Source organism: Peribacillus phoenicis (assembly GCF_047238085.1).
Taxonomy (GTDB): domain Bacteria; phylum Bacillota; class Bacilli; order Bacillales; family DSM-1321; genus Peribacillus.
Genome location: NZ_JBDFMF010000001.1, coordinates 4,441,061 through 4,460,040 on the forward strand (window position 1 = coordinate 4,441,061; position 18,980 = coordinate 4,460,040).

Below are 18,980 nucleotides of genomic sequence, written 5' to 3' on the forward strand. Positions count from 1 at the left end.
GATTTAAATACATAAAATGGATATATAGGAGGTTTTTACATGAAGACTATGACAGTCGAAGGAAAACAAATATTTGCAGTCCACCAAATAGATCATGAAAACAGCAGCATAAGTAAAGTGAATATAAAGACTATAGATTTTCAAAAATTCACGACTAAATTATTTGCTCAAGATTTAGCCGCCACCAACAAACGGGGTTTTAAATTTTCTAGGGAATCAACTGAACTATCCCAGATAGTCGAAAGTCTTATAAGTAACTCTGAAGCAGAAAACTTTGATAGTATATTCGAAGCTAAAACTGATCAATTAGCTAAAAAGTTATTAGATGCTCAAATAAAAGCAGCTTTAAGAAATCCAGGGATTAATCCTCCAAAGAAAGGTAGCCTTGTAGTTATCTACCTAAAAAAAGAAAATCAAATTAACCTTTTAATATCAAAAATAGATCAAGCTATATTTATGAATTTAGAGGATTCTCTTTATAAGGCTGGATTACCTGAAGAAAAAGCCACCCAAAAGACCTGTAGTATTTCATTTCAGCTAGTAGGTGAAGAGTATCAACTAATTGATATAATAGTTTCGGATTCTAAACCAAAAATAGCTACATTTTGGTATGATGATTTCCTAGAACTTAAAGAATTAAATACAAATGAGAGAAATACTCTAAATGCTTTCAATGCAATCGATAATGTACTTTCTTCATACGTGAAGAGGCAATCTAAACGGGATTATACAGAATTAAGGAATACCCTAACTGGATATTTTAAAACAAAAACATCATTCAAATTTGATGATATGGTAGAGTATGTTATAGGTGATTATTCCCCTGAAAATGATAAAATTAATATCGAAGGATTGAAAGAAAGTTTAAAGAAACTTCCAGAAAAAAAAGATTTTGATACATCTTTTAATATTGTAGTTTCACAAATCAAGGCAAGATTTAAACGCAGTTACAAAGTAACTGAAAAAATTGAACTACGCACCTCTGATTATATCGAGGACTTAAAAAATGTAATTTTAGCTCAAGAAGATGAATATGGTGAAAAGGTACTAATTATTAAACATATTGATGAGGATCTTTATAATACATTTAAATTAAAAGAGGAGGATTGAATTTTAGTGGAAAGAGTATTGGATGTATATGAAAAATATACAAAGGATATTGAAATAAAAAAACATGAAGATTTTGGATCCTATACTCTTTCCCTAGAATTATCAAGCATAGAATCCTATATAAATTGGGATGATTTAGCATCCATTTCACATTTTATTAATGTTCGTGATAGGATTTCAATAAATATTTATGTGAATGATGGCGAGCCGTATCATTTTAACCAAAAAGATAATATAGAAGAACAACAGACTATGTTAGATAGTATTAATAAAATTATTGATAAAGAAAGCGTTATAAAGATAATATATATAGTCTCTAAAGAAAAAACTGATTCTACGTTGTCTGTCTATGATTTGGAATTATTATTTGACTATCTAAACAAACAAAAATTAATGCACGTTTTGAATATTCTACAAAAAACTCTAGATTTTTCAATCCTAAATAGATTTGAGATACAAAACGAAGAAATTGGAAACTTATACTTTTATAGTCCTTTAATTGTATTTGCTTCACAAAATAAACTATCCAATGTAGTTGAAAACCATGATGATGTAAAAAGAAATGTTATTATTAAAAACCGTCAGCTTTATACAAATCCACAGAATTTTTCTAAATATAATTTTATTCCTAAAGACTTTAATAATACTGCTATTAAACATCAAAATTCAAACAAAATTATTACTTTTTTTGATAAATTAAAAGTAATTTTTGCTGCTTCATTTATATCTAATACATCTGATATTATTAACAACTCAAATTTCCAGATGGGTATTATTGGACACAAGTATCTTGAAGTTACGGCTGATTTTAATAAACTGAATATTTCAGAGGCTCATAGCTTTTATTCAATTTATAATTGGGTTTATGAGTCTGCTGAAACTAATGACAAACTGGATTTAGCCAGGAATATCATTTCTAGGTACCTTTCCTATTCAGAAAGTAAATGGATTTTACCTTCTGATACATTGAATTCAATACAATCCGCACATGCCATCTATTTAAAAGAAAATGTTGAAAAATATATTGAAACAAAAAATAAAGTTGCAGAAATTACAACCGAATTATCAATAAAAAGTAAAGACATTTCTCAATACTTTATATCCAGCTTTAAGAATAACAACCTTACGCTATTGACTTATTTTATTTCTATTTTTATCTTTAATTCTTTATCTGACAATAGCGACAAAAAAATATTCTCCTTAGAAAAATACTATTTATCAATGGTCTTTCTTTTAATATCATTTATTTATCTATTAATTACACGTTTACAATTGTTTAAAGACATAAAATTAAATATAAGATATTTTTATTCTATGAAAAGGATTTACAGAGACATATTCGATAATAAAGAATTAAATAAATTATTTCATAAGCGACATTTACAGTACAACATTAATAATATTTTTCAGACCATGGACTTATATACTATAGTATGGATAATTGAGTTGATATTACTTACTTTAATATCAATATACCTTACTTTTTATCTATAGAAATTATGAGAACACTGAAATATTATTTCGTTTTTGTGCCCGAATCGGGCATTTTCTTTTTATTGCAAAACAGAACATATATTCGTATAATTGCTTTGAGGTGATACGATTGTCCTATTTAAAATATCCTACAACAGCCTTAGAAGACTGGGTTATTAATTTTTATTCAGAGCTTAAAATTTTTCATCCAAAACAAATAAACGAAGAATTTATTTCAAGTTCGAATCACATTTTCTTACATAGAAAACCGCGATATGGTAATTACGAAATAGTTGGCCTGTATCAGGGAATCACAATTGATTCAAGGGAGTCACTTGAAGTACAACGCGAAATGTTTTTTCATGAACTTTGTCACTTATTACGTCATACAGGTGTACAGAGTATGATGTCTAAAGCCTTTCGAGAACTTCAAGAAAGAGACGCACAACATTTTACGCGATATGCAGCTATCCCCTTTCATATGCTTAAGTATATCGATACTCAAGATCCTTATGTAATTGATCAAATGGTTGAGTTATTTAAAGTCACACCAGAACTGTGTGAATCAAGGTTATTGCAAATTAAAAATAAAATAAATATGTATAAAGTTTGCATTGGTTAAAATCAGGAGGTTTTATAATTGAGAGTAGCTATTTATGCCCGTGTCTCAACAGATGAACAATTCAAAGAAGGATATAGTATTGACTCACAGAAAGAAAACATCCTTAACTTTGTAAAATCACAGGGCTGGGAAGTCCATGATTTTTATGTAGAAGAAGGTGTCAGCGCCAAAAATTTAAAGCGACCTTCCATGCAAAGGTTAATTCAAGATACTGAAGATAGAAAATTTGATGTGGTTGTATTTTATAAACTGGATCGCCTTGTTCGGTCTGTGAGTGATTTGGATAGTTTACTTCAATTGTTTGATGAAAATAAAGTAGCAATTCGTTCTGTAACCGAGCCCTTTGACACTACCACTGCAATCGGCCGATTTCTCATAACTCTAGTTGCTGCTATTGCTCAATGGGAACGGGAAACAATTTCAGAACGTGTTGTAATTAACATGGTTAAAAAAGCTACTTTGGGAGAAAGGAATGGAGGCCGCGCTCCCTATGGATACAGATTAAAGGAAGGAAAACTTATTATTAATGATGAAGAAGCACGTTTTGTTAAGGATATTTTCAATCTCTACACCTCTGGTAAAGGAATTAGGTCGATAGTATTGTACTTAAATCAGTTTGGTGTCAAAAAGGACATCCGAACCATAAGCAGAATGCTTGAAAACCCTGTATATTCAGGTAGGTTGAGATGGGCGAACAACTCCAAAATGGATTCGATTACTAGTGATGGATTAACTCACCTTCCAATCATTGATCTTGAACTATATGAACAGACTCAACAGTTACGAAACCAAAGGACGAAGGAAGGGAAAAAAGCCACTTCCCCTTACCCGTTTTCAGGTGTTCTTAGATGTGGCAGATGTGGATCTTCACTATCCGGGTATTATAAAAAGGCTAGAGGTTCAAAACATTATATTTGTATAGCCAAAAAGAATAAAGGTACGTGTGACTTACCTATGTTTACCGAAAATGCATTAACAAAAGTGTTCTTAGAAAGTTTATCACCTGATAATGCAGAAAAATTTCTTAGCCTTACCAGTAATTTCGAATTGGAATCTCCTAAAGAAGAGGACAATGATAATACAATTAAGGAACTGGAAAAAGAGCTGTCCATTATAAAAACTAGGAAAAAAAATTGGTTATTGGCTCTTGGTAATGGTGTAATCAGCCAAGAGGAATATCTGACTATGACGAAAGACGATACTAAGAACGAGGATGTAATCAAGGAACAACTGAGTGGACTATCACCACAAAAAGTTGTTTTCGATAAGGACACTATATTAAACTTATTACTAAGCCTCACTGATCTTTGGAATACTGCAACAGACTTTGAAAAGAAAAGCTTCATTAATGAGCTATTTAAATATATCGTAGTTGATATTCCCTCCGATTATTACAGGGCCCCCGGCAAAACACCCACTGTCATTATTAAAGAATTCACACTCTCTTAATAAAAATAAAGATTCCTTTGTTAGCACTAGGCGTGGCAATGGCGATGAACCTTTTTGGTCACGGAATAGCATTATCAGGGGATTTCATCATTCAGGCTGCACCTAAACTTACGGGTGATGCGGCTTCCATACCAGTCGGTGATGTCATCGCTGCAAGCATACCCCTTGTCATTACAATGGGGGTCGTCACCACCATCTCCGCCTTTATCCTTTTAAAGCGGGATATGAAGCTGGGAAAAATCAAGGCGGCGGATACTGAGGGGATCAGCCAAGATCAGACAATCAGTGAAAATCTGCTCACTCTGGGACAAAAGAAGTTTTTTGCAATTTTCATTCCGATCGCCTTTCTGTTGGATGTTGTGGCATTGTCGATTTTGAAGTTGCAAGGTGGAGATGCAACGGCATTGGTTGGGGGTACTGCTGTTTTCATATTGCTGATTTTATCCCTTGTCGCACATAAACAACAAGGACTTGAAAAATCAACGGCCTATTTGATTCAAGGTTTTCAATTTGGCTTCAAAGTATTCGGACCCGTCATTCCAATCGCCGCATTCTTCTATTTAGGTGATTCTGGATTCAATCAGATCATCGGTGAGTACTTACCGAAAACATCCCTCGGCATCGTCAATGACCTCGGTGCCGCCTTAGCGGCCTCCGTTCCTTTAACGAAAGAAATAGCCGCCGTCACATTAACGGGCATCGGTGCCATCACTGGCTTGGATGGATCGGGCTTCTCAGGCATTTCTTTAGCGGGATCTGTCGCCAAACTTTTTGGCACGGCAATCGGAGGCGGAACCGCAACCTTGACCGCACTCGGGCAGATAACCGCAATTTGGGTTGGCGGAGGTACCCTGATACCATGGGCACTGATCCCTGCAGCTGCCATATGTAACGTCAGTCCCTTTGAACTTGCCCGCCGGAACCTGCTGCCGGTAACCATTGGTTTGGCAGTCACTACAATAGTCGCGATGTTTCTCATATAATTGATCTGCATCAATGTTGTGGACTCTAAAACACGGAACGGCATTTCGATTTCCATTCCCATATTTAAAAAGGACTGAGTAAAAAAATCAGTCCTTTATCATTTTAATCATCGATATAACTGTATTCGTCGATATATTCTTATTTTCGGAGATATAACTGTAGATTTCGCCGATATATTCCTATTTTCGGAGATATAACTGTAGATTTCGCCGATATATTCCTATTTTCGGAGATATAACTGTATTCGTCGATTTATTTTTCTTCATACCCAACTTATTCGTTATTGAATTTCTTTTTTGAAATCCATATGTTCGTTATCAATATCGTTACTGCCGTCAATGCAAGTGCAGCTAATGCACTCCAAATCGCCTGTGAATTGACTGTGCCTAAAATCAGTACTTCCATGGCATGTTTACTCATGCTTGCTGGATTCACATTGTCTATTACGGGACTTAATCCAACTATGATTCTACAGCCGAGGAGAAATACTATCGAAATTAATGCAATAATACCCTGGCTATTAAAAATGGTACTGACCATCGTCGTGAATGAAACGATAAATAGGATCCACAGCAGATAGAACAGTAAAGCCACTATTAAATCCGCAAAATCAACACTCGTAAACAAAAAAACTACATACAAATATGAAACCAAGTATCCCAATGCCACACTGCAGGCAACAAACAGATAATTGGAAATGATTTTCCCGCTTATATAAGATCCAACCGTCACGGGCCTTGTAAGAATGAAAGCCAGCATACCATTTGCTTTATCGGATTGTACGACTCCCATCATGGAAACGATGATAATCATGACCCCTAGCTGATCAAATTGAGACCCTAAAGTACTGGCCAGAACTTCGCCGCCTTTTTGGGCAGCCATGCTTGGATCAATGGTGATCCCTTGGCTCCCGCCCAGTGCCTCTAAAATTGAAGGTAAATAATAACTTACGACTGGTTGAGTTATTCCTAAAAATATAAATACAAGCGGCAGCCAAATCACTTTAAATTCACGTACCATCTGAACAAATTCCTTTTTAGCTAAAACGGCAAAATTATTCATGTTTCCACCACCAATTTCAAGAATATCTCTTCCAATGTATCGTTATCTATTTCGAACCTTATAAGATCAACATTATGCTCCAGAGCATTTGCAAGTAACATATTCTTGTTTGAATCAATATTTTCCACTTCTATCTTCAATTTATTTCCCATTACCTCTACACCTTTGACAAAGTTCAAGCTTTTAACATGTTCAATCCATTTTTGACTTCTAGAGGTTATGGCGACATTGATTTTATTTCCACTATTCCTGGTTAATAATTCAGACATTGTAGTGTCCTCAATTTTTTCACCACTTTTTATAATGACAAACCTCTCACATATCTCTTCTGCATCGCTTAATATATGCGTCGATAATAAAATGGTCGTATCTTTCTTTATCTCTTTTATGATATTTAACACTTCTCTCCGGCCGATTGGATCTAATGCCGAAACCGGTTCATCCATGACAATCAAAGCTGGTTTATGTAACAGTGCCTGTGCAATTCCAAGCCTTTGTTTCATTCCGCCTGAAAAAGTCCGCACCTTTGAATTTTCTTCCCCGCTCAACCCTACCTTCGACAATATCTCTGGAATGCCGCTTAATAATTCTTCCTTTTTGATACCCGAGAGCTGCCCCATGAATGTAAGGGTTTCTTTGGCAGTCATCCATTGAAAGAAGTTAGGGTATTGTGGTAAGTAGCCTATTTCCTTTTTCATTTTTGAAATTTTCTTACCGTCAAGCAATACTTCTCCCATAGTTGGATCAATAATATCTGCAATGACTTTTATTAGTGTCGACTTACCAGCCCCATTGGGCCCTATCAATCCAACACATTCCCCAGATTGCAATTCCATTGAAAAATTATTGACCGCTGTTTTTTCTTTGAATTTTTTTGTGACATTATTAATCTGTAATTTCATATTCTGTCACTGTCCTTTCTACCAATAACGAAGTATAGAATTGGACCGATAGTATTTGCAAAAATAATGATGAGTGTCCACAATAAAACATTTTTCCGTGTCTTTCGATTTCTGTATAAATCAATTAATGCAATAAGGATTAAAATCATCCCAATAGCAATTACCGGTAAAATAATCGGCAGAATAGGCATGAAATCAATATCTTTCAATTCGTTCCATCCATAATGCAATTTCATATATACCACTCCTTAATAACAAATTTTATTATCATTATCAGTAATGATAACATTTAAAATGGGATTTTTCACCTACTTTTTTCACCTACTTTTTTCTTGATAAAATATTGTTTGAGGTTTTATTGTTATTTATAATGATAATATTATCATTATAAATAACAATAAAAATATAGTCGCTTTATAGCATGAAGACATTAATTATTTACAATTGAAATTATTTCATTTCCAATGTGAGGAGAATAAGATGATTAATAAAGCCGAAATTTTAATGCATCCTGTAAGAATGAAAATTACCCAAGCTTTAATGAGAAACAGGGAAAATGGTTTAACACCATTAGAAATGTTAAAAATCATTAAAGATGTACCCCAAGCAACATTATATAGACATATACAGGTTCTATTTGATTCAGGGGTCATCCGCATTGTAAAAGAGAAAAAAGTGAGATCCGTTTCCGAAAAATACTATGTTTTAAATGAAGAAGAAGCGCGACTTAGCGGGGAAGAATGGAAAAAATATTCTAATGAGAAAAAGGTGAACTACTTTTCTTATTATCAATTATCTCTTATGACTCAATATCAAAACTATCTTACTAAATTAGAAGAAAGAGATTGCACTGAAGATGGTTCAACCTTTTCCCTTTTAGAACTAAAGCTTGATGATGAAAGCTTTATTAACTTTCAAAATGAATTGAACGATTTAATGGTAAAATACTACAACGCTACGAATCAGAGTGCTAAACAAGTTTCACCTATTCGAACAATCGGCGTTACAATCATTCCTGAATCATAAGTAAATGAAAAGGCTGTTCTCAAACCTTGGACTAAAAGAACCATGAATACTATAGATTCTCCAACCAAAATGGTTGCAGTCTCCGTTTTGAAACAGCCCTTCATTATGGAAGAAACCCCAGGGTTAAAAAGGGATATCCCTGCTGTCAGCAGCTTCCCAATGCTTCCTTGATACTGCTGTATACTTCATCCCATAGTTGTTTTTCTTCAGCAAAAGCCGCAGTTATCTTTTGGATGACCGCTTTTTGCGCTGCCTCGAAACGTTCATCATCCTTGGCCGGCAGGTCTGACCTTAACTCCATTACATACTCTTGTACTTTTGGTGCACGTGGTCCCCAAACAGCTTTTTCTTCACCATTCTTATCAATAAATATAAAAATGGGAATTGAACGCGCTGTTCCATTCGTTAAGTATTGATCCATCAGTTCTAGATTTTGATCTCGTAAAACCATACGAGTTTCAATATTTGCCGCTTCAGCAATATTCAGCAGGATTGGAATGTTCATCATTGCGTCTCCGCACCAGTCTTCAGTAATGACAATGGCCCGAAGTTCCTTCGTCTTTAATTCATCGAAAAAACCTTGGTCCTCTGCTGAAACGGAAAAACCCTCCTGAATCGATTGTAAGTTTTCTTTATGAACCTTCATCGAAGATACAAATTCTTTAGCGGGAATCCCCTTTTCAAACCATTCATTCAGTGTCGTCATACTATTTCTCCTAACTGTTTTTAAGTTAAAAGTACCATAAACCTCATATTTTTTCATTGTTTCCACCCTGAAAAATAAAATTCCAAATTGGTAAATTAAAACCATGTTTTCTTTCCCGTGTAAAGGGAAAACTCTAAATACATTCAATAGCTTACTAACTAACTATTTTATATTCATTAGAACATTGTTTTCTAGTTTAGGAGATGAAATTTGTGGAAGGTTTTCTCTTTGCGCTACTCCCTGCATTGACATGGGGCAGCTTAGTGCTTGTTTCCGAAAAGCTCGGAGGCAACTCTTATAATCAAACACTTGGCATTACAATCGGTTCATTACTGTTTGCCATCATGATGTCTTTCATCAATCCGCCGGAATGGAGCAGTACAGTGTGGATTGTCGGTATCATTTCCGGGATAGGCTGGGCATTCGGGCAGTTATTTCAATTCAACAGCGTCAAGGAAATCGGGGTATCGAAAACCGTTCCAATCTCAACAGGACTGCAAATTCTAGGAAATACATTTTTTGCAGTTATCATTTTCAGGGAATGGAATGACAGGATGACAATCATCATCGGCATAGTTGCAATAATCTGTTTGATTACAGGTGTCTTGCTGACGAGCTACGGCGATGGTGATAACAAAAAAGCAGGAAGCATGAAAAAAGGGGTTTTATATCTTGCCATTTCAACGGTGGGTTATGTTACATATGTCATTGTCGTCAGATGGAATGAAGTTGACGGATGGTCGGCAATCCTACCACAAGCAATTGGCATGTTCCTGGCTGCCCTGCTCCTATCCATCAAACATAAACCGTTTAATAAATATGCCGGAAGAAATATTCTAACCGGAATGATGTGGGCAGTCGGTAATATCGGCCTCCTGCTCGCTAATCCAAAAGTGGGTGTTGCCATCGCATTCTCATTTTCCCAAATGGGGATCGTCATTTCCACTTTAGGCGGCATCTTTCTTTTAGGGGAGAAAAAATCCAAAAAGCAAATGGTCTTCGTCATCACCGGGTGTGTACTCGTAATTGCTGGCGGAATCATGATCGGCTTTACAAAAGAATAGTCAAAGGAGCGATAAATGATGTATGACGATTTAGAGAAAAAAGTGGTAGTGATCACTGGGGCGGCAAAAGGGTTAGGAAAAGCCATGGCCGAAAGGTTCGGTAAAGAAAAAGCACATGTCGTATTAAATTATCACACTGAAAATGGCGAACATAAGGAAATCATCAAAACGATTGAAGCGGCAGGCGGGAAAGCCGCAGCCATTCAAGGCGACGTTTCAAAGGAGGCGGATGTGAAGAAATTGCTTTCATTCGCTGTGGACACCTTTGGCACAATCGATATCATGATCAACAATGCTGGTATTGAAAATGAAGTGCCCAGCGAAAAATTGACTCTTGAAGATTGGCAGAAAGTCATCGATGTAAATCTAACCGGGATGTTCCTGGCAAGCAGGGAAGCAATCAGTTATATGCTCGATCATGGCATTAAGGGGAATATCATTAACATGTCTTCAGTTCATGACCGGATCCCTTGGCCTCATTTTGTCCACTATGCAGCAAGTAAGGGCGGAGTGAAGATGATGACAGAAACCCTTGCACTTGAATATGCTCCTAAAGGGATTCGCATTAATAATATTTCACCCGGTGCGATCGACACACCCATCAATGCCGAAAAATTCAATGACCCAAAAGCTAAACAAGATGTCATCGACCTGATACCGATGGGATATATCGGAAAACCGGAACAAATTGCGTCTTGTGCCGCTTGGTTAGCTTCCTCCGAATCGAGCTATGTAACGGGAATGACCTTATATGCTGATGGCGGAATGACCAAATATCCAGGATTCCAAGCTGGAAAAGGCTGAACTTAACTAATGAGAAGAACCATTTCAATGACTAAAACGAATAAAACCAATAAGAAAACCATGGTGAAATGACGTGTTTGACCCAATAAAGGAAAAGGTTCTTACAACCAGAAAAAGAGCAATCCTATAAAGGATGCTCTTTTTTCATATTCGCTTATTTTTTACCTGACAACAGTATCATATTTCGTTTTATTTCATTTTAGGATATTGTATTTTCTTTATCACGGATATCGGGCCCTTCCCAAGCTTAGTGTTCACTATGAATCATATTAAAAATAATTTAAAGGATTGAATCATAACCGTGAAAAAAATCGATCATATTTCAAGGACGAAATAAAAAAAGATGACCCCTTTTATTCAGAGGTCATCTTTCTTTTACTGCTAACTAAGTGTTAGCGAATGCCTTTCATGTAGCCTTGAATCTTTGGTGATAAGGCCATCAGGACAAGTCCAAGGACCATTGAGGCAATACCGATCACTCCAAAATAAGCCATTTCGGTTTGAGGTGTGTAGAATCTTACGATTTGTGCGTTCAGTGCTTGTGCTGCTGCACTTGCCAGGAACCACAGGCTCATCGTTTGTGCCGAGAATGCGGCCGGAGCCAATTTTGTAGTAGCTGAAAGTCCTACAGGAGATAAACAAAGTTCTCCAAGTACTACAAGGAAATAGCTAAGTACAAGCCATAGCGGATTGACTAATGCGTCTGATCCACCGAAATAAACAGGAAGCAGGATCACCAGGAATGATAAACCGGCGAACAGTAAACCGATTGAGAATTTTTGAGGAATGGTCGGCTGACGCTTTCCTAGTTTAATCCATAACCATGCGAATACTGGTGCAAGGGTTATGATGAACAAAGGGTTCAAAGATTGGAACCATGCCGGGTTTATTTCTATTCCAGCAAAATTCAACTGTGTCCTTTTGTCTGCATAGTTTGCCAATATTGTTGCACCTTGCTCTTGAATCGCCCAGAACATGACGGCTGCTATAAACAAAGGAATATAGGCAATCAAGCGTGAACGTTCAACAGAAGTTGTTTTAGGGCTGCGATACATGAAAATGAAATAAAGGGTCGGAATAACGATTCCTAGAATACCTACAAGATTAATAAAGGTTTCAATCGTTAAGATGCCTGCAGAAGCAGTGATGCCAATGATGGCAGCGATGATCAGTGCAGCTATCCCTAATTTAGTGAATACTTTTTTCTTTTCATTCTGTGATAATGGATTAGCAGGAAAAGTTCCGGCCAGGCCCAGGTTCTTTTTCTTTGTTGCAACAAAGACGATGAGTCCGATTAACATACCAATTGCGGCTATGCCAAAACCAAGGTGAAAGCTGTAGTTCATGACAGAACCAACAATTAGTGGTGAAAGGAATGCACCCATGTTGATACCCATATAGAATATACTGAAACCGGAATCCCGGCGTTCATCATTTTCTGCGTAAATTTCCCCGACAATGCTGGAGACATTCGGTTTTAATAAACCAGTACCCAGAACAATGAGTACCATGGAAACAAAGAACATGGAGAGATTGCCTGGTACAGCAAGGACAATATGCCCGAGCATGATCAAGATACCACCGTATAATACGGCTTTTGAAGTCCCGAAAATCCTATCGGCGAGCCATCCGCCAATTATTCCCGACATATATACTAAAGATCCGTAGATTGATACAAGGGAAAGGGCTGTGGTTTCATCAAGGCCAAGTCCCCCTTTAGAAACTTCGTAATACATATAGTAAACAAGAATGGCCCTCATGCCATAATAGGAGAAACGCTCCCAGAACTCAGTAAAGAAAAGGGTGAATAATCCTTTAGGGTTTCCAAAAAAACCTTTTTGAGGTACACTATCCACAATTTTCTGTTTATTTATCGTTGCCATACCTAGCCCTCCTTTTATTATTGTATAATAACTTTTATTTTTACTATTGTAAACAAATATTTAGTATATTTAAATAATTAATTTCAGAATAAATAGAAGTGGCTTTCCACCACGCAAGCAAAAGTCCGGATTTCGCACTAAAAAACAGTCCATATAATCTAATAGAAAGCGACCATCAATGATATATTGCCCTAACTTCACTAATGGTATTGCTTTGGTAGCCATGCACTTATTAATGAGAATCAAAATGGCAAATTTTCAAAATCCAAACCACAACCGTTATATACACCGTATAATAGATATAAAAACGAGGAGGCACCTTAATGTTCGGGATCATAACCGTCGTAATGATTTTTTCCATCCCTATACTCGGAATACTGACAAGCCATTTCGAAAAACAGTCAAAAACCAAACACAAGATGCTACAAGTTGAATTGGAACTTGAAAAACTTAAACATGAAAACTTTCTGATGGAGACAGAAAAAATGAGGCTGGAACTGGATCAGATGAAATTCGAACAAAAAAGAGACGAGCCAAGGTTACTGTAATCAAGTAACGTTGTTTCGTCTTTTTTAATGAGTATTGTACCGTTTTAAAAACCTTCTGCCCGTCATAAGATACAATAGGCCGTTTTAATGGATATATTGATCGCCAACAAGAAGGTCTGACAGCACCTTTGTCGGGATGATGAACTCGACGGCCCCCATATATCCCGGTGCAGCTTCGTAGCTGTTAAAGGCGATGACTAGCTTGCCATTTTCGTTTATATAAAAGTTTTGGTTTTCATCGATGCCTTTAAATGCAGTAAGGTCATCTTCTTCGACCCAATATATCTTTTCCGGATCTTCAGCCATCTGTCGCTTCATCTGTTCCTTGATGTTCTCGCTGATCACCTGAAGATAGCGATCATCTTTAAATAAGCTATTTAGCGTTAATAGCACTTCGTTTTTCTTGTCGACTGTATCGAATTGACTTTCCGTGGAACTGGAAGCCTGAATCGTATCCGTATAACGCTGTACGGATAATATCGTTTCATTATCCGTCAATATCACATATCCGCTTTCCACCGAGATATTGCCCTTTTCCCCTTCCTTCAGTTTTGACATGGAGTCCGTGAATTCCTTATAAAGCTGTTTGCTTTCCGATAAGTATTTATCATTCAAGCTATCTTCGAGCTGTTTATTCTCCAGACCGGATATAGCAGGTGTTTTGATTACTGCCGAGGAATTATTCGCTTCTTCTTTCCATTCGACGAAGGTAATCACTTTGATGACCTTCTCGACTATCGGAATATCACTCATGGCTTTCGCCGCTGCCGGGCTGATGTTTACGGAAGCTGTCACAATCAGAAGCGCCGCTGCCGCTGACACGAGGATATTCCTGCCAACCCTCGGCCTCTTCCTTGGCTTTTCATTCAAGGCTGCTTGAACGACATCATTCAATTCCTTTGGTATCGGTATTTTAAGATATTCTTCCCGCAGATCTTTTAATTTTTTTTCCATTTTTTCGTTTCCTCCTGTTCAGTCATGTTGATCCGCAATAGTTGCAGCGCTTTATATAATCTTGTTTTGATCGTGCTTACGTTCTCTTCCAGCACTTCCGCTATCTCGTCCAACTTCAGGTCCTCAAAGAAACGGAGGACGACTACCGTTTTGTACTTGACTGAAAGTCCTTCCAGGGCCTTTTGCAAATCCAGGTCAGGATAGTGATCCTCCTCACCGCTGCGTAAGTATTCTATTGTTTCGTCATCGGCGACGGTCAGTTTCTTTTTCTTCCGCAAAACATCCAGTGCCGTTCTGACGATGATCTTATATAACCAACTATCTATAGATGCAGCGTCTTTGATTTTGCTGCTGGAGGCTAGCGCTTTCCTTATTGATTCCTGCACGATATCAAGGGCATCCTCTTGGTTTTTGACATAGTAAAAAGCAAGTCTGTACAAATTCTCTTGCCGTTCGGTTATCCGGGCCGCGATTAATTGATTCATATCTGGATTTTTCATTGCATGATAGAGCTCCTTACATTTAAATTACGTATCCTAGGTACAAAGAATAGACGTTGGTGCAGCCATAAAAGTTTGAAAATGAGCAAGGAAATATATTAATATAAAAAAATGAAATTTTTTACAAACTTTTAAGGCTTTTGGCGCGTCTATATAGTAGAATGATTATCGAGGTGGAGTGCATCATGAGGAAATTAAATTATAAAAAAGTCTTTATTTTTCTATTTTGTCTAACAGCTGCTGTGGGAACGATGGGGTTAGCCATTAAAAGCCTTGCTTTTGATAAGAAGAGAACCGTTTCGGCCTATACAACTGATAAAAATTACCCAGAAGCCGATATTCAAACGTATGTGAAAGATAATACGAAAGGCGGGTATTCAGCCAGCAGGCCCGTTCTGCATTTAGAAAAGATCGACAAACAGCTAGAAGCCTACATAAAGAAAGAAATTAAGGATTATGAAAAGAAATGGAAAGCATCCGATGGAAAAGCTTCCGAGCTTAACCTCACCTATACGATCCTCCATTTCAGTAAACAGACCATTACGATTTCCTTCGATAAATATGAGCAAGTGGAAGGAAAGAAGCAGTCTGGAACCCAGATCTTCACTTATGATATTCCATCTCAGCAAAAGCTCTCCATAGAAGACATCTTTGCCACGGATACTGATTATTTATCCGTTTTATCCGATATTGTTTTTGAAGAGTTAACGCAGAAGGAAGAAGAAGGCATTTCAAACAGTCTCATTAAAAAGGAAAACAAACTGAAGGCAGCCAACTTCAATTCTTTTTCAGTCTTGAAAAATACGCTTGTATTCTACGTTAAGACTGATGATTCAACTAAGACTCATACAATAGCCATCAAGAAGGATCTTTTTAAAGATAGTTTGCTAGATTCATATCAAAGTCAAGATTTGAATGAGGATCGTGTAAAGGAATGGCAGCCGAAACATATCGTCGCCAAACTGCCCGTGCAAAATGAATGGATCGACCCTTCAAAAAAGGTCATTGCCTTGACGTTCGATGACGGGCCGCATCCAAGTCATACCATGTCCATTCTGGAAGACCTGAAAAAATATGATGGACACGCGACGTTTTTCGTACTTGGAAGCCGCGTACAGCACTATCCGGAAGTTCTGCAAAAAATGCTGCAGCAAGGAAATGAGATCGGCAACCATTCATGGGATCATCCGCAGCTGACGCGCTTAAGCAAGAACAAAATTGAAGATCAAATCGAAAAGACCCAAGACGCTGTAGAAAAAGCAACAGGTACTGAGCCAAATCTCGTCCGTCCCCCATATGGAGCGATTAACAATAATGTGCGGGAATACATGGAGGATATGAAAGTCTCACTTTGGGATGTCGATCCAGAAGATTGGAAAGAACGCGATGAAAAGAAAATCGTAAACAAGGTGATGAGCAAAGCCAAGGATGGCAGAATCATATTAATGCATGATATCTATCAAACTAGCGCCCAGGCTGCAGGAAAAATCATCAAACAACTGCATGACCAAGGTTATCAACTGGTCACAATTTCGGAATTGGATAAGGTAAAGAAGGACCGTGAACTTTCCGGAATCACCATAAGTGAATAATCAAAAGGAAAGAGCCTGTTTCGTGATTCGGAACAGGCTCTTTCCTTTCAAATAAAATAAGCAGGCCTTTGATCATTTAGCAAAGGTCTGCTTGTCATTTCATTAACCAAGATCTACATTATGATAAACTTGTTGAACATCTTCCAAATCTTCCAGTGCATCAATCATTTTTTCGAATTGTGCTTGTGCATCTTCTGGTAGGGTTAGGTCATTTTGTGCAAGCATCGTCAGCTCGGCCACTGTAAAATCGCTGATTCCTGCATCCTTGAATGCTTGTTGTACAGCATGGAATTGTTCAGGTTCGGCATAAACGATGACACTTTCTTCTTCTTCAATGATGTCACGTACATCAACATCCGCTTCCATTAACAGTTCAAGAACATCATCAGCCGTTTTACCTTCAATCCCGATGACTGCCGTTGCATCGAACATATAAGCAACAGATCCGCTGACACCCATATTCCCGCCATTTTTCCCAAATGCGGCACGTACATCAGATGCCGTCCGGTTCACGTTGTTTGTCAATGCATCCACGATGACCATTGAACCATTTGGACCGAACCCTTCATAACGAAGTTCGTCATAGTTTTCTTCAGAACCGCCTTTGGCTTTTTCAATCGCACGGTCAATGATCGCTCTTGGAACATTGTACGTTTTCGCACGCTCAAGCACGACCCTTAATGCTTGATTGGATTCTGGATCTGGTTCACCTTGTTTTGCCACTACATATATTTCCCGTCCGAACTTAGCATAAATCCGACTAGTATTAGCATCTTTTGACGCTTTTTTTTCTTTAATGTTATTCCACTTACGACCCATTATAAACACTCTCTTTCATCATTGATATATACGAATAGATTATTAAGATACGGCCCTATGAGAAAACCCTAAGGGGAATTCCTACGAAGATAGGCTATACGTTTACTAGATTATATTATACATCAATTGTATAATTTTGAAAAAGTCCTGCACATCCCTCACTGGCATTTATCGGTGCTTGGCACTATTTTTTTTGAAATACTATGGAAAACATCAGCAGTGGTATAGTATGAAGTGATCGGAAAGGAGAGATGATCCATGAAGGACAACCAAATCATCATCGGGATACCCGGTAAATGGAAGGACCGGACAGAATTGATTCAAACGGTCGCTTCCCAAAGCGAAGGGTATCTGTTAGCCGGGAATGTTTTTCATAACAGTGATAAAAACATTACTTTTCAGGCGGAGATCCATGATTATGAACCCACATTAAAGGAGAGCTTTTCCTACGCCAGTAAAGAAGCCTTTTCAGAGAATGCATTAGAGGAAATCAATGACCATACCTTTACCGTTTATATAATAGCCGATGTATCCGATACCGGAACTGTTATCGATTTGATCGATGCCGGGGCAGCGATCCTAAGGGCAGGCGGAATGGCAGTGAAGATAGAAACGGCAGGAATTGCCCATTCAAAGGAAGATTGGCAGCATCTTCATCATAGCCCGGATATTCTCTCGGTATATGCCCATTTTGTCACGATCATCGGAGAGGAAGACTATTATTGTTCATTCGGAATGAAAGCCTTTGGTCTTCCGGATGCCGTGACACTTAACACAATGAGTCCGAAAGAGGCGGCTGCTCTGCTTAACACATTTAATTATTACCATGTAGGTGAACGTCCTCTCTTTAAGAATGGCGAAACCTTTAGCATTCAGCAAGATGCACCCGACTTTATATTGACTGGCCTTCAGGACTTTAGATATGAAGAAGACCATCCCTTCTACAACCCGTTTGGATTATGGAATTTAGGGACAAGTAAATAGAGGAGCGATTCGCTCCCCCAGACTGCAGGCAAATTCGAATAAATCGAGTTTGCCTGCAGTTTTTATTTAAAAACGTACCAGCTGATTTCAGAAATCCGCTCCCTTTCCGCCGACTGTCTGCAAAGCCTCCTCGACGCAAGCGCCTGTGGGGTCTCGGCTAGCCAGTTAATCGGCAGGAGTGTCGCAAATTTCTTCAATCCAATAAGGGATTACAGTAAAAAACATTAAGGGTTATAAAATCATGCTTTGGGATGAGAACAGACTACAGTTTTTCTAAAAAAATCAATCCAGTTGTTTGGAATGGAAGGTACGCGACTCCTGCGGGAAAAGCGCGTCTAAGGGAGACCCCACAGGCGCAAAGAGCGCCGAGGAGGCTCCCGGACCGCCCGCGGAAAGCGAGTGCCTGAAGTGGAAATCAACGTTCAAAACCATAAAGTATAACCTAGTCTTAATCATGGTTTGGAATGAAACTGCTCCAAACCTCCATTTTTATACAAT

General features: G+C 37.8%; 18 protein-coding genes and 1 pseudogene. 11 read left to right on the top strand and 8 right to left on the bottom strand.

Annotation, left to right across the window (positions count from 1 at the left end; all coding sequences use genetic code 11):
* Positions 1-39 precede the first annotated feature (39 nt).
* The 5 genes and pseudogenes from ABC374_RS21960 to ABC374_RS21980 form a co-directional block, all read left to right on the top strand.
* Entirely contained in the window at positions 40-1,110 is a 1,071-nt protein-coding gene (locus tag ABC374_RS21960; protein WP_413019762.1) for a hypothetical protein, read from the top strand.
* A 6-nt stretch (positions 1,111-1,116) separates the two neighbouring features.
* Complete coding sequence (locus ABC374_RS21965; protein WP_413019763.1) at positions 1,117-2,604, top strand: hypothetical protein; 1,488 nt, start codon at positions 1,117-1,119, stop codon at positions 2,602-2,604.
* Positions 2,605-2,713: 109 nt separating this feature from the next.
* Complete coding sequence (locus ABC374_RS21970) at positions 2,714-3,205, top strand: ImmA/IrrE family metallo-endopeptidase (protein ID WP_413019764.1); 492 nt, start codon at positions 2,714-2,716, stop codon at positions 3,203-3,205.
* An 18-nt stretch (positions 3,206-3,223) separates the two neighbouring features.
* Entirely contained in the window at positions 3,224-4,654 is a 1,431-nt protein-coding gene (locus ABC374_RS21975) for a recombinase family protein (protein WP_413019765.1), read from the top strand.
* 14 nt (positions 4,655-4,668) lie between these two features.
* Positions 4,669-5,637, top strand: a pseudogene (locus ABC374_RS21980) (hypothetical protein); the annotation flags it as partial.
* A gap of 274 nt (positions 5,638-5,911) precedes the next feature.
* On the opposite strand, the gene ABC374_RS21985 reads toward ABC374_RS21980, so the two are convergent.
* Genes ABC374_RS21985 through ABC374_RS21995 form a run of 3 tightly spaced genes read right to left on the bottom strand, consistent with a single transcriptional unit; the run spans position 5,912 to position 7,838 of the window.
* The gene (locus ABC374_RS21985; RefSeq protein WP_413019766.1) at positions 5,912-6,700 is read right to left on the bottom strand and encodes an ABC transporter permease; all 789 of its coding nucleotides are present in this window, start codon (positions 6,698-6,700) and stop codon (positions 5,912-5,914) included.
* Positions 6,697-7,602: an ABC transporter ATP-binding protein gene (locus tag ABC374_RS21990; RefSeq protein WP_413019767.1), complete on the bottom strand. Its 906-nt coding sequence runs from the start codon at positions 7,600-7,602 to the stop codon at positions 6,697-6,699. Before ABC374_RS21990 ends, ABC374_RS21985 begins: the two co-directional genes overlap by 4 nt.
* The gene (locus ABC374_RS21995) at positions 7,599-7,838 is read right to left on the bottom strand and encodes a PLDc N-terminal domain-containing protein (RefSeq protein ID WP_101225520.1); all 240 of its coding nucleotides are present in this window, start codon (positions 7,836-7,838) and stop codon (positions 7,599-7,601) included. Before ABC374_RS21995 ends, ABC374_RS21990 begins: the two co-directional genes overlap by 4 nt.
* Before the next feature lie 244 nt (positions 7,839-8,082).
* On the opposite strand from ABC374_RS21995, the gene ABC374_RS22000 reads away from it, so the two are divergent.
* Complete coding sequence (locus tag ABC374_RS22000) at positions 8,083-8,628, top strand: helix-turn-helix domain-containing protein (RefSeq protein ID WP_413019768.1); 546 nt, start codon at positions 8,083-8,085, stop codon at positions 8,626-8,628.
* 145 nt (positions 8,629-8,773) lie between these two features.
* Here the strand turns inward: ABC374_RS22000 and ABC374_RS22005 are convergent, their stop codons facing one another.
* Positions 8,774-9,334, bottom strand: a complete 561-nt coding sequence (locus tag ABC374_RS22005; protein ID WP_413019769.1) for a thioredoxin family protein — start codon at positions 9,332-9,334, stop codon at positions 8,774-8,776.
* A 203-nt stretch (positions 9,335-9,537) separates the two neighbouring features.
* On the opposite strand from ABC374_RS22005, the gene ABC374_RS22010 reads away from it, so the two are divergent.
* Together ABC374_RS22010 and ABC374_RS22015 are read left to right on the top strand one after the other, a co-directional pair.
* A complete protein-coding gene (locus ABC374_RS22010; protein ID WP_413019770.1) occupies positions 9,538-10,398 on the top strand; it encodes a GRP family sugar transporter in 861 nt (286 codons plus the stop codon).
* Between the two features lie 18 nt (positions 10,399-10,416).
* On the top strand, positions 10,417-11,202 hold the full coding sequence (locus ABC374_RS22015; RefSeq protein WP_413020421.1) for a glucose-1-dehydrogenase: 786 nt from the start codon (positions 10,417-10,419) through the stop codon (positions 11,200-11,202).
* Between the two features lie 392 nt (positions 11,203-11,594).
* Here ABC374_RS22015 and ABC374_RS22020 read toward each other — a convergent pair whose 3' ends face one another.
* Positions 11,595-13,085, bottom strand: a complete 1,491-nt coding sequence (locus tag ABC374_RS22020; protein ID WP_413019771.1) for a peptide MFS transporter — start codon at positions 13,083-13,085, stop codon at positions 11,595-11,597.
* A 323-nt stretch (positions 13,086-13,408) separates the two neighbouring features.
* On the opposite strand from ABC374_RS22020, the gene ABC374_RS22025 reads away from it, so the two are divergent.
* Complete coding sequence (locus ABC374_RS22025) at positions 13,409-13,633, top strand: hypothetical protein (protein ID WP_063589875.1); 225 nt, start codon at positions 13,409-13,411, stop codon at positions 13,631-13,633.
* A gap of 84 nt (positions 13,634-13,717) precedes the next feature.
* Here the strand turns inward: ABC374_RS22025 and rsiV are convergent, their stop codons facing one another.
* Positions 13,718-14,587 (bottom strand): anti-sigma-V factor RsiV, encoded by an 870-nt coding sequence (gene rsiV, locus ABC374_RS22030; protein WP_413019772.1) that lies wholly within the window; start codon positions 14,585-14,587, stop codon positions 13,718-13,720.
* Entirely contained in the window at positions 14,572-15,087 is a 516-nt protein-coding gene (gene sigV / locus ABC374_RS22035) for an RNA polymerase sigma factor SigV (protein ID WP_350300316.1), read from the bottom strand. Before sigV ends, rsiV begins: the two co-directional genes overlap by 16 nt.
* A gap of 185 nt (positions 15,088-15,272) precedes the next feature.
* On the opposite strand from sigV, the gene ABC374_RS22040 reads away from it, so the two are divergent.
* Positions 15,273-16,679 (top strand): polysaccharide deacetylase family protein, encoded by a 1,407-nt coding sequence (locus ABC374_RS22040; RefSeq protein WP_413019773.1) that lies wholly within the window; start codon positions 15,273-15,275, stop codon positions 16,677-16,679.
* A gap of 102 nt (positions 16,680-16,781) precedes the next feature.
* On the opposite strand, the gene ABC374_RS22045 is transcribed toward ABC374_RS22040, so the two are convergent.
* Positions 16,782-17,498 carry a YebC/PmpR family DNA-binding transcriptional regulator gene (locus ABC374_RS22045; RefSeq protein ID WP_048686262.1) on the bottom strand — a complete coding sequence of 239 codons (717 nt, stop codon included), beginning with the start codon at positions 17,496-17,498 and terminating at the stop codon, positions 16,782-16,784.
* Between the two features lie 258 nt (positions 17,499-17,756).
* On the opposite strand from ABC374_RS22045, the gene ABC374_RS22050 reads away from it, so the two are divergent.
* Positions 17,757-18,482, top strand: coding sequence for a DUF4261 domain-containing protein (locus tag ABC374_RS22050; RefSeq protein WP_413019774.1), 726 nt, complete (start codon positions 17,757-17,759; stop codon positions 18,480-18,482).
* Positions 18,483-18,980 lie beyond the last annotated feature (498 nt).